General features: G+C 65.8%; 11 protein-coding genes. 2 read left to right on the top strand and 9 right to left on the bottom strand.

Annotation, left to right across the window (positions count from 1 at the left end):
* Both ACO6D5_RS23800 and ACO6D5_RS23795 read left to right on the top strand, forming a co-directional pair.
* The coding region (locus ACO6D5_RS23800; protein WP_485826743.1) for a TRAP transporter large permease subunit at window positions 1-740 on the top strand (740 nt) is incomplete at its 5' end.
* 335 nt (window positions 741-1,075) lie between these two features.
* Window positions 1,076-2,149 carry a porin gene (locus ACO6D5_RS23795; protein ID WP_315846825.1) on the top strand — a complete coding sequence of 358 codons (1,074 nt, stop codon included), beginning with the start codon at window positions 1,076-1,078 and terminating at the stop codon, window positions 2,147-2,149.
* A gap of 82 nt (window positions 2,150-2,231) precedes the next feature.
* Here the strand turns inward: ACO6D5_RS23795 and ACO6D5_RS23790 are convergent, their stop codons facing one another.
* From ACO6D5_RS23790 to ACO6D5_RS23750, 9 genes are all read right to left on the bottom strand, one after another.
* Window positions 2,232-2,939 (bottom strand): ATP-binding cassette domain-containing protein, encoded by a 708-nt coding sequence (locus ACO6D5_RS23790; RefSeq protein WP_315846833.1) that lies wholly within the window; start codon window positions 2,937-2,939, stop codon window positions 2,232-2,234.
* Window positions 2,940-2,943: 4 nt separating this feature from the next.
* Window positions 2,944-3,666, bottom strand: coding sequence for an ATP-binding cassette domain-containing protein (locus ACO6D5_RS23785; protein ID WP_315846824.1), 723 nt, complete (start codon window positions 3,664-3,666; stop codon window positions 2,944-2,946).
* Entirely contained in the window at window positions 3,647-4,633 is a 987-nt protein-coding gene (locus tag ACO6D5_RS23780; protein WP_485826742.1) for a branched-chain amino acid ABC transporter permease, read from the bottom strand. The genes ACO6D5_RS23785 and ACO6D5_RS23780 overlap by 20 nt, the downstream gene beginning before the upstream one ends.
* A 1-nt stretch (window position 4,634) precedes the next feature.
* Complete coding sequence (locus ACO6D5_RS23775; RefSeq protein WP_006222255.1) at window positions 4,635-5,486, bottom strand: branched-chain amino acid ABC transporter permease; 852 nt, start codon at window positions 5,484-5,486, stop codon at window positions 4,635-4,637.
* Between the two features lie 49 nt (window positions 5,487-5,535).
* On the bottom strand, window positions 5,536-6,786 hold the full coding sequence (locus ACO6D5_RS23770) for an ABC transporter substrate-binding protein (RefSeq protein ID WP_485826741.1): 1,251 nt from the start codon (window positions 6,784-6,786) through the stop codon (window positions 5,536-5,538).
* Between the two features lie 277 nt (window positions 6,787-7,063).
* Window positions 7,064-7,870, bottom strand: a complete 807-nt coding sequence (locus ACO6D5_RS23765) for a putative hydro-lyase (RefSeq protein WP_485826740.1) — start codon at window positions 7,868-7,870, stop codon at window positions 7,064-7,066.
* A gap of 99 nt (window positions 7,871-7,969) precedes the next feature.
* A complete protein-coding gene (locus ACO6D5_RS23760; RefSeq protein WP_485826739.1) occupies window positions 7,970-8,881 on the bottom strand; it encodes a LysR family transcriptional regulator in 912 nt (303 codons plus the stop codon).
* A 116-nt stretch (window positions 8,882-8,997) separates the two neighbouring features.
* Window positions 8,998-10,347 (bottom strand): amidase, encoded by a 1,350-nt coding sequence (locus tag ACO6D5_RS23755; RefSeq protein WP_485826744.1) that lies wholly within the window; start codon window positions 10,345-10,347, stop codon window positions 8,998-9,000.
* Window positions 10,348-10,438: 91 nt separating this feature from the next.
* Window positions 10,439-11,122 (bottom strand): DUF2848 domain-containing protein, encoded by a 684-nt coding sequence (locus ACO6D5_RS23750; RefSeq protein WP_485826738.1) that lies wholly within the window; start codon window positions 11,120-11,122, stop codon window positions 10,439-10,441.
* Between the last annotated feature and the right edge of the window lie 26 nt (window positions 11,123-11,148).

Here is an 11,148-nt window from a genome sequence, read left to right as displayed (position 1 = left end):
TGCTGTTCAGCGGCTACATCGCCTGGTGGGCGATCCGCAATCCCGGCCAGGTGCCGGCAGCGGACCCGGGCATGTCGTTCATGCGCAAGCTGTCGCAGTCACGCCATCTGATTCCGGTGATGCTGTTGATCGGCGCGGTGCTCGGCTCTATCTACTCCGGTATCGCCACGGCCACGGAAGCCGCTGCGGTTGGCGTAGTGGGGGCATTGATCCTGTCCGCGCTGCAAGGCTCGCTGACGCGCGCGACCTTCACGCAATCGCTGCTGGGCGCGACGCGCCTGTACTGCATGATCGCGCTGATCCTGGCGGGCGCGCAGTTCCTGACGCTGGCAATGGGCTACATCGGCCTGCCGCGCGCGCTGGCGGAGTGGATCGGCGGACTGGGCCTGTCGCAGTTCTGGCTGATCATGGCGCTGATGGTGTTCTTCATCATCCTGGGCTGCTTCCTGGACGGCATTTCGATCGTGGTGCTGACCATGGGCGTGCTGCTGCCGACGGTGCAAGCCGCCGGCATCGACCTGATCTGGTTCGGCATCTTCATCGTATTCGTGGTGGAAATGGCACAGATCACGCCGCCCGTGGGCTTCAACCTGTTCGTGTTGTCGGGCATGAGCGGACGCGAGCTGCCCTACATCGCGCGCGCATCGCTGCCGATGTTCTTCCTGATGATCCTGGCGGTGCTGCTGCTCTATGCCGTGCCCGGCATCGCGACGTGGCTGCCGCTGCACATGACGCTGTAGCCCCTCCCCGGCCTCCTGAAACCCCGTTCTGTGAACGGGGTTTTTTTTGGGACAATCCGGCGATTATTCCAATAACCGCTTGTTTTCGAAATCTGTAAACCAGGGAAAACGCCGAAAACAAATTGGCCCTACACAACCGGTAACTTTTTTAGAATCCCCAGGCGCTTACACGTTGCACCAATGTGGCGCAGTCATACCTTTCGGGCCAATGCTCCGGACCCGCGCTTACCCAAAGCGTCGGTGCAGCGGCCCGGCGTCAGACGATCCGCCCGGCGCAACAGACCAGGCCACAAGCCCGGTGCAATCTAAAAACAGCTACACAGGAGGAGTCCTCAGTGAAACGCATCACCCTATCCCTCGCCCTCGCCGGCCTCGGCCTGGCCGCCGGCACGGCGTCGGCTGAAACCAGCGTCACCCTGTACGGTATCGCTGACGTCAGCATCCGCTACCTGAATACCAGCGCCGGCAGCGTCGGCCAGGACGGCAGCCGCGTCTCGATGGAAAACGGCGCCATCTCCAACAGCCGCTGGGGCCTGCGCGGCTCGGAAGACCTGGGCAACGGCAACCGTGCCTTCTTCCGCCTGGAAAACGGCTTCAACATGCAGAACGGCAACTCGGCCGCGTCCGGCAAGACCTTTGGCCGCCTGGCCTACGTCGGCCTTGATGGCGGCAGCATCGGCCAGTTGACCCTGGGTCTGCAGAACACGCCGATGCACGACCTGCTGGCTGACTACTTCGACCCGCTGACCATCGGCAACTACGACCAGAACGCCTGGATGCCTGCCGCCATGGGCCGCGTGCGCACCAACAACATGACCAAGTACGCCAACACCATTGGCGACCTGTCCCTGGCGTTGTCGTGGGCCAACGGCGAAAGCTGGGAAGACCACAAGGCCGGCCAGCAATACGGCGCCAGCCTGCGCTACATGGTCGGCAAGCTGGGCCTGGGCGCTGCCTACCAGCAGACCTATGACGGCGCCAATTCCGACCTGCGCCAGCGCGTCTGGAACTTGAACGCGTCCTACCAGTTCGACAGCGCCAAGATCTTCGCCGGCTACTACAACGGCCGCGACGAAACGGGCTGGGTCAACGCGGTCATGGGCGGCACCACCACCGCCTCGGGCCTGGACCGCAAGGACAACGGCTACTTCGCTGGCGTGACCTGGCAAGCCACCCCGCGCTGGGCCATCACCGGCGCCGGCTACTACGACCAGAGCAAGAACGTGGTCACGGACGGCGACAAGGGCAAGCGCTACGCGCTGGTCGCGGTGGCCGAATACTCGCTGTCCAAGCGCTCGCAAGTCTACGGCACCGTGGACTGGAACAAGGTCAGCGATGCCGCCAGCGGCGAAATCGCCGGCAAGAGCAACCAGGTCGGCGCTGCGGTGGGCTTCCGCCACATCTTCTAAGACCTGTCCGCCTCAAGGCCTGCCCCCGGGCCGCATGGAAAAGCCCATCGCTTGCGATGGGCTTTTCTTTTGCTCGCCCCTCCTACATCCCCAGGTAGGCCTTGCGGACCTCGTCGGAGGCCGCCAGTTCCGCGGCATTGCCAGACAGCGCCACGCGCCCGCTTTGCATCACATAGGCGCGCGCGGCGACCTCCAGCGCCTGCGCCATGTTCTGCTCGACCAGCAGCACCGACAAGCCGTCGTCGCGGTTCAAGGCGACAAGCGCGTCGAATACCTGTTCGACCAGCAACGGCGACAACCCCAGGCTCGGCTCATCGATCAGCAGCAGGCGCGGGCCGCTCATCAGCGCGCGTCCGATGGCCAGCATCTGGCGTTCTCCGCCGGACATGGTGCCCGCCAGTTGCTCGCGGCGCTCCCTCAGGCGAGGAAACAGGGTGTAGACCCGTTCCAGGCGTTCCCGGTAGATGCGCTCGTCGCGCACCGTATAGGCCCCCAGGCGCAGATTCTGCTCCACCGGCTGGCGCGCGAACACGCGGGCGCCTTCGGGGATCATCGCGATACCCTGCGTCACCAGCTTGTCGGGCGGCGTGCCCGTGATCTCGCGGCCTTCGAAGACGACGCGCCCTTCCTTGGGCTTGACCGATCCGATGGTGGCCAGCAAGGTGCTGGACTTGCCCGCGCCGTTGGCGCCCAGCAAGGCCGCGATCTCGCCCTTGCGGACTTCCAGCGACACGCCCCGCACCGCCTGCACGCCGCCATAGGCCACGCTCAGGTTCTCGACTTGCAGCATCACGTCAGGCACGGTGCTTCCTCCCCAGATAGGCTTCGATCACGGCCGGGTTCCGGACGATTTCCTGCGGCGCGCCCTCGGCGATCATCTGCCCGAAATTCAGCACCAGCACCCGCTGCGCCAGGCGCATGACCACTTCCAGCACGTGCTCGACGATGATCAGCGTGACCCCGGCGGCATGGATGCCGCGCAGGATCTCGGCCAGGGCGATGGCTTCCGCCGGGTTCAGGCCCCCCGCCACTTCGTCCAGCAGCAGCATGCGCGGTTCGGTCGCCAGCGCGCGCGCCAGCTCCACCCGCTTCTGCCCCGCCACGTTCAGGTCCGCCGCCTTCACGTCGGCGCGGTCGGCCAAGCCCACCAGTTCCAGCACCCGCGCGGATTCACGGCGCGCATCCGGCAGGCGCGGATGGCGCAGCAGCGCGCCGACCATGGCGTTCTCCAACACGGTCATCTGCCCGAAGCTGCGCGGGATCTGATACGTGCGCACCAGGCCCAGCGCGGCCACCTGCTCCGGGCGCAGGCCGATCATCGACCGGCCGTTGAAGGTGACCGTGCCGGAGGTGGGTTCGTGGTGGCCGACCAGGCCGTTGAACAGCGTGCTCTTGCCAGCGCCGTTGGGGCCGATGATGGCGACGATCTCGCCCGCCTCCACCGACAGCGAAATGTCCTTGTTCGCGACCAGGCCGCCAAAGCGCTTGGTCAGGTTGTTAACGTCCAGCAGAGCCACGGCGCCTCCTCAATGTCACCAGACCACCCGGCAAGAACATCGTGACAAGCAGGATGGCCAGACCGAAGATCAGCAGGTCCAGGCCCAGGCCCGAACTGCCCCACAGCACCCGCGTGCCTTCCGACAGCGGCAACAGCACCGCCGCCCCCAGCCAGGGACCGATCAAGGTGCCCACGCCGCCCAGGATGGTCACCAGCACCACCTGCACCGACATCGTCAGGCTGAACATGGACTCCGGGTCGATGAAGCCCACGTACATGGCGAAAAAGCCGCCCCACACGCCGGTCATTCCAGCCGACAGCACGAAGGCCAGCATCTTGTAGCGGTCGGCAGGCACGCCCAGGCTGCGCGAAGCGGCCTCGTCGCCGTTGATGGCCCGCCAGTAGAAGCCCGCTTTGGAATGCACCAGGAAATACGTGGTGCAGAACGTCAGGAAGGCCAAGCCCACGGCGATCCAGTAGTACGGCACCTTGCTGCGGAACAGCAGCATCCAGGCGGCGTCGCCGATCGGCGCCTCCAGCCCGACCGCGCCCCCCGCCCATTCCCAATTGATCAGCAGCAGCAAGCCGATCTGCAGCAGCGCGATCGTGGCCATCGCGAAGTAATGGCCCGACAGGCGCAGCGTGGGTCCGCCCACCAGCCAGGCCAGCGCCGCGCTGATCACGCCGCCCAGCGGGATGCCAAGCAAGGGCGTCAGCTTCAGGTGGTGCAGCAGCAGCAAGGTGGTGTAGCCGCCCACCCCCACGAAGACGCTGTGCCCGAACGAAATGCGGCCCAGGAAGCCGCCGACCAGGTTCCAGCAGGCGCCCAGCGCCCCGAACATGATCGCCAGCAACAGCACTTGCAGGGTGAAGGAATCCGTCACCACCAGCGGCACCGCGGCCATCACGGCGGTGGCCGCAAGCGCTATGGCGATCGGCCATTTCGGCACGCCCGAAGACGTGGAATCGATTTTCTGTGTCGTCATGTCACCACCGCCCGAACAGGCCGCGCGGCCGGTACCAGAGAACCAGGATGAACAGGATGAAGACGCTGACCGTCTTCAAGGCCGGCGCGACGAAGTAGCCCGTCATGGCCTCGATGATGCCGATCAGGATCCCCGCGATGAAGGCGCCCGGCAGGGAGCCGAAGCCGCCCATGCACACCGCCACGAACGCCAGCAGTCCGAAGACCGTGCCGACGGATGGAAACACATAGAAGAACGTGGTCAGCAAGGCGCCGGCCAGGCCCACGGCCGCGCTGCCCAGCATCCAGACCTGCGCATTGACCCGGTCCGGCGAAATGCCGACCAGGGCCGCCACCTGGCGGTCTTCGGCCACCGCCTGCAGGGCATGCCCCCATCGCGTGCGGTACACCAGCACGAACAGCGCCACCACGACGACCAGCGCGATCAGGCCCGTCACCACTTGCGGACGGCCCAGTGAAATGCCCGCCACCGTCACGCTGCCGGACACCAGCGTGTCGGGCAGGCTGCGGTAGTCGGGGGAAAAGGCGATGAAGGCGAGCTGGCGCAGCACCAGCCCTAGGCCGAAGGTGGCCAGGATGACTGCCATCGGCGGCCCTTTCTGCAAGCGCCGGATGATCAGCGCATAGGTCAGGAAACCGACGAAAGCCAGCACGATGGCCACCAGCGGCGCGGACATCGTGGGGTCGATGTGACCCAGGGTGTAGAGCCAATAGGCGGCATACATGCCCAACATCAGGAATTCGCCGTGCGCGAAATTGATGACGTCGGTGATGCCCCAGATCAGCGCCAGCCCCACCGCCACCGCGGCATAGATCAGGCCGTTGAACAGGCCTGCCGAGAGAGCTTCAAACATGGAGGGCTCCTGTGGCGGACCCCCGCGGCCCGCCACGCAAGACAGTGGTTTACTTCCAGGAGAACGGCAGCGTGGGCAGGGTCTTGTCCGTGCGGTATTTTTCCGGCCATACCGTCTGGTAGGACGAGCCCTTGAGCTCCAGGATCAAGCCCGAACCCTTGGTGTTCTGGCCCTTGGCGTCGAACTGCACGCCGGCCCAGGGCATCGCGACCTGCGCTTCCCCCAGGTCCGTCGCGGCCAGCGCCTTGCGGATGGCCTCCGGGTCCGTCGAGCCGGCGCGGTTGATGGCGTCGGCCAGCACCAGCACGCCCTGCATCGAACGTGCGTTGTTGCCGTTCAGGTCCTTGCCCGTCTTGGCCTTGTACATGTCGTTGATCTTCTTCAGCCCCGCCTTGGCCGCGGCCACGTCGTTGCCCCACACGTCACGCGTCAGTACGCCCTGCACCTGCGGGCCCACTTCCTGCACGAAGCGCGAATCGATAAAGCCGGCATCGTTGGCCAGCAGTACCGGCGGCGCATACTTGCTTTCGCGCATCGTGCGCACGAACAGCATGGCATCGGACGTGTAGCTGGCGAAGATCGCCACGTCGGCTTTCGCGGCCGCCAGTTTCTGGACTTCGGCCGTCACCGAGGCCGAGCCCGCGCTGTACGCGATGTTGGCCACGAGTTCCCGCTTGTACTGCTTGGCGAACTTCTCGACGGCCTTGTACGTGTTCACGCCGAAGTCGGTGTTCTCATATACGACCGCGATCTTGGCGGTGGGCACCGCCTTGATGCCGTCCAGGAACTGCATCATGTTTTCAACGAACGTATCGTCGTTGGGCGAGGTGCGGAAAAACCACTTGTAGCCGCGCTCGGTCAGGTCCGGGCTGCTGGACTCGCCGTTGACGTAGGGAATGCCGCGCTGCTCGGCGATGCGGCTGGCCGTCTTGGTGACGGCGGACTGGTAGGCGCCCGTCAAGGCCACCACCTTTTCCTGGTCGATCAGGCGCTGCGCGTCGGCCAGGCCGACTTCGGGCTTGCCTTGGGAATCCCCGAACACCACTTCGATCTTGGCGCCACCCAGCGCGGGCAGGCCGCTGCCGGCCGCGAGCGGAATCCCTTCCAGCTCGGGGTGCGGATTATTGACGATATCGACGGCCAGTTCGACCGCCGCCTTGATCTCGGCGCCCGTGGACGCCAAGGCGCCGGACAAGGGGTAGATCGCCCCGATACGCACCGTCTTCTGCTGCGCCTGGGCAGGCACGGCGCACAGCAGCGCCAGACTTGCGGCGACACCCGCAATGAGCTTCATCTTCATTACTAGACTCCTGGAATGAACCAACTTGGAAAGCAATGCGCCGGGCGCCAGCCCCGGCCTGGAACGAACGGACTCGCGGCAGCCCGCCGTCCTGCGGCAAACCGCAAGACACCGGGTGCTGAACTGTTGTCGCCTTTTCCCCTTGTCCTTTAATGGATCGTTTTGGTGGCACAACTGCTACGGCTGAAAACTACCGTTTGGGTGGTTCTAACTGCTTCGTGCTGACAAATGGCTGATTAGTAGGGTCGGATCCCATCTCGCGGTGCTTGCGCAACCGTCAAAGAATCGCCATCCGGCTGTTGATCAGATCCGTGACCAGCATGTGGCCCGGCGCGTGCGTAATGCAGAATTCCGGGCGCACGGCGGCCACGACCGACTGCGGCGTTACCCCGCAGGCCCAGAATACGGGCAACTCGCCCTCGCGTATCTCAACCGCATCACCGTAATCCGGCTGGTTGATGTCGGCAATCCCGATTAATGCGGGGTCGCCGATATGGACGGGCGCGCCGTGCACGGAAGGAAAGCGCGACGTGACCTGGATCGCGCGGATGGCGTCGGCGGCCTTCAAGGGCCGCATCGACACGACCAACGGGCCACCGAATACGCCGGCGGCGTGCGTCGGCACATTGGTGCGGTACATGGGCACGTTGCAGCCCTGTTCGATATGGCGCACCGGCAGGCCGTTGTCCAGCATCGCTTCTTCGAAGGAAAACGAGCAACCGATCAGGAATGAGACGAGGTCGTCGCGCCAGATGTCGCGGACATCCGTGGGTTCGGCGACCAGTTCCCCGTCTTTCCAGACCCGGTAGCGCGGAATGTCGCTGCGGATGTCGATGTCGTGGCCCAACGCCGGCACCGCGGGGTCGCCCGGTTCAGACATGGCCAGCAATGGGCACGGCTTGGGGTTGCGTTGGCAAAAATGGAGGAAGTCGGCCGCCAGCGCGCGCGGCAGGATGGCCAGATTGGCCTGCACGTGCCCAGGCGCAAGATTCGCCGTCGGCCCTGTCAACTTGCCGCTGCGGGCGTCCAGGCGCGCCTGCCGCGCCAACGCGATACTGTCCCGCCCTGCCATGCCCTGTGCCATGCCCTTCCCCTGGATGTGTAATGGATAGGGGGGATTGCACCGGAAGTACAAGCGATCGTCTAATCACATGTTGCGATAGACCCCGATCAACATTCCTTATCAGGGTTTTGCCGGATGGCGCAGCGCGTCTTCACGCGCAATCTGCTGCGCGGCTTCGGCCACCACGCGGGGAATCTGGCTGTCGGGCCCTTGCATCCAGCAGGCCGTGTAATGCAAAGGCGGCAAGGCAGGCGCCTTCACTTCCAGGATGCGCAAGTCGCCCTGCGCGAGTTCCTTGCGCAGGATGACCGGCGCGATGACCGCCGTGCCGATGCCGTCCTGCGCCATGCGCACGATGACGCTAAGCGCGGAGCTTCCGTACATGCGCGGCGACTCCACGCCGGCCTGCAGCATCAACTGCCGGACCGAGCGGTGCGGGTCGGTGGTGGAGGAATAGGTGATGACCGGCCACTCCGCCAGCCGCTTCAGGCTGATCGGCTGCCGCCCGACCTTCAGCTTCGGACTGGCCACCCAGCTTAGCGGGTAATTGCACAGGTACAGGTTTTCCACGCGAGGTTCTTCCATCGGTCCCAGCAGAAACGCCAGGTCGATCTGGCGCGCGGCCAGCTGCGATTTCAGCATGGTGGTCGTATCGACCTGGATCTCGACCATCAAGGCTGGATAGCTGTCGTGCAGATACTCCATCAGCGTCGGCAGCCAGGTATGGACGATCGTCTCGGAGACGCCCAGCCTGAGCGTGCCGCTCATGATGCTCTTGGCGGCCGCGGCTTCCTGCATGTCGCGCCGCAGCTGCAACATGCGCTCGGCGTGGGATAGCAATTCGCGCCCCTTGCCCGTCAGCTTGATGCCGCGGGCGTCGCGGTCGAACAGGCGAATGCCCAGGTCCGATTCCAACGACGCGATGCGCTGCGAAATCGCCGGCTGCGTCGCATTCAGCTTTTCAGCGGCAGCGCGGAACCCGCCCAAGGTGGCGACCCAGAAGAATGTCTCGATATTGCGCAGATCGATCATGAGCCCGGCGTCCCGCGTCTGCCCACAACGTGAGCAATCCCAATCGTCATCTTAGCCGCGGACGGGCTGCGGCGCGGATCCCGCGCCGCCTGGCCCGCCTTTGGCACGGCCTGCGCTCAGCGCCCGGCCAGCAGGTCTTCGACCGACAGGCCGATGGCCAGGATGCGCCGGTCGGCGCCATTGCTGCCCGCGATCATCAGGCCCACCGGCGCCGTGCCCGCCGCGTGGCACGGCAGCGACAAGGCGCAGCCATCCAGGAAATTGATCAGGGTGGGATTGCGCAGGATCAGGCCGTTGGCCGCGTAATAGGCTTCGTCGGAGGCAGCCAGGTCGTCCACCGCCGGGGCCATGATGGGCGTCGTCGGCATGATCAGGGCGTCGTAGCCGGCGATGCGGCGGTCCACGGCCGCCACCCAGGCTTCGCGGGCGTCCAGCAGGTCCAGATAGTCGGCGGCCGACATGTCCTGTCCGCGCATGATGCGCGACACCACGCGCGGGTCGTAGCGCTTGCCAGCGCGGGCGATCAGGTCGCGGTGCCAGGCCCAGGCTTCCGCGGCCGTGAAGCCGCCCTTGCTGTTGATGTTGCCCAGTTCCGCGAATTCGGGGATGGCGATCTCGTCGACCAAAGCGCCCGCTTCCTTCAAGCGCGCAACGGTGGCGGCGAAAGTGTCGGCCACGTGCTTTTCCATGGCGTCCAGCGCCAGCGTCGTCGGCACCGCCAGGCGCAGGCCGCGCAGCGGCAGCGCTTCCGGCACGGGACCGCCGTCACCCGAAAGAATGGCGTCCAGCTCCGCGCAGCAGCGCACGCTGGCCGCGATGGGGCCGATGGAATCCAGGTTGGCCGACAGCGGCAGCACGCCGGTCATGGACACGCGCCAGGCACTGGGCTTGAAGCCCGTCAGGCCGCACAGCGCGGCCGGGATGCGCACGGAACCGCCGGTGTCGGACCCGATGCCGGCAACGGCCATGCCGTCAGCCACCGACACGGCGGCGCCCGAGGACGAACCGCCCGGGATGCGGCCGGTCGCGCGGTCGTACGGGTTCAGCGGCGTGCCGTAATGCGGGTTGATGCCCAGGCCCGAATAGGCGAATTCGGTCATGTTGGTGCGGCCGATGATGACGGCGCCGGCCGCGATCAGGCGCTGCACGACTTCGGCGTTCTCGTCGGCCGCCGGCTCGCCTTCGCGCGCAACCGAGCCTGCCATCGTGGTTTCGCCTTCGATGTCGAACAGGTCCTTGATGCTGATGGGCAAGCCCTCCACGGCCGACCGGACGATGCCGGCTGCGCGCAAGGTGTCGGAGGCGCGCGCCTGGGCCAGCGCCGATTCGGCATACAGCTTGGTGAACACGCGGGCGCCCTCGCCCGCTTCGTCCTGCGCCCGCGCCAGCGCGGCCTCGGTCAGTTGCACCGCGGTGCTGCGGCCCTCGCTCAGGGCCAAGCTCAGTTCATTCAAGGTCGAAACCATCATTGTCCTAGTGCCGTCTTGCGGCGTAAAAGTGCGGACAGGCGCAGTCTCGAAAGGCGCGCCTGGCGATCAATACCGTGCGAAACCGGAATCAGGCCACCACAGGCAGCGATTCGACATGATAGCGGTGACTGAGCGTGCGCTGGCGGCGCGGATCGAACAGTTCCATCGTGAAGTCCGCCGCCGCGCGGATGCCGCCAATGGCGCCCACGGTGCCGCAGGTCATGCCGGCGCCTTGCGGCAGGACGGCCGCGCCGCCGGTGTAGCCGGCGATCAGGTCCTGCGGCGTACGCAGCGTGGACAACGGGCCTTCCTGGTACAGCACCTTTTCGCCGTTCTCGACGATATAGGAACGGATGACCAGTTCATCCCAGTAGTCGGCCACGTCGGCCAGGCGCCAGGCGCCGGTCGCCACGGGCTTGACGCAGACCTGCTTGGACATGGCCACGCTGACCGTCTCCAGCTTGCGGTCGGTGTGGTCGGACGCGATGCTGACGTACATCTCGCCGTCCACGGCGAACACGAAGGTTTCGACCTCGCCCGACGATTCCTCGCCCACGGCCTGCACGCGCGCGGCCTGGGTCAGCTGGTTGTCGGCGATGCGGTAGTACAGCGGCACGCTGGTCGGGCGCGGCACGCCGATCGCGGCCAGCTCTTCGATGTGGTGCTCGATGGCGGCGATGTCGCGTCCGGCCCAGCCGGCCACGATCAGGGTATTGAAGTCCACTTCCACCTGGCGGGGATTGGCGTCGTCGATGTTGAATACGGCTTTCATATCAGTCCTGCGGAATCAAAGGGTGG

It is taken from the genome of Achromobacter sp. (genome assembly GCF_057314935.1).
The sequence above is the reverse complement of the archived record's forward strand: the minus strand, read 5'-3'. Positions and strand labels throughout refer to the sequence as shown.

Excerpts from the sequence above, each read along its gene's own strand:
- ACO6D5_RS23780 (WP_485826742.1), bottom strand. The coding sequence starts at position 4,633 with ATGACGACACAGAAAATCGATTCCACGTCTTCGGGCGTGCCGAAATGG.
- ACO6D5_RS23760 (WP_485826739.1), bottom strand. The coding sequence starts at position 8,881 with ATGATCGATCTGCGCAATATCGAGACATTCTTCTGGGTCGCCACCTTG.
- ACO6D5_RS23770 (WP_485826741.1), bottom strand. The coding sequence starts at position 6,786 with ATGAAGATGAAGCTCATTGCGGGTGTCGCCGCAAGTCTGGCGCTGCTG.
- ACO6D5_RS23775 (WP_006222255.1), bottom strand. The coding sequence starts at position 5,486 with ATGTTTGAAGCTCTCTCGGCAGGCCTGTTCAACGGCCTGATCTATGCC.
- ACO6D5_RS23765 (WP_485826740.1), bottom strand. The coding sequence starts at position 7,870 with ATGGCACAGGGCATGGCAGGGCGGGACAGTATCGCGTTGGCGCGGCAG.
- ACO6D5_RS23755 (WP_485826744.1), bottom strand. The coding sequence starts at position 10,347 with ATGGTTTCGACCTTGAATGAACTGAGCTTGGCCCTGAGCGAGGGCCGC.
- ACO6D5_RS23790 (WP_315846833.1), bottom strand. The coding sequence starts at position 2,939 with ATGCTGCAAGTCGAGAACCTGAGCGTGGCCTATGGCGGCGTGCAGGCG.
- ACO6D5_RS23750 (WP_485826738.1), bottom strand. The coding sequence starts at position 11,122 with ATGAAAGCCGTATTCAACATCGACGACGCCAATCCCCGCCAGGTGGAA.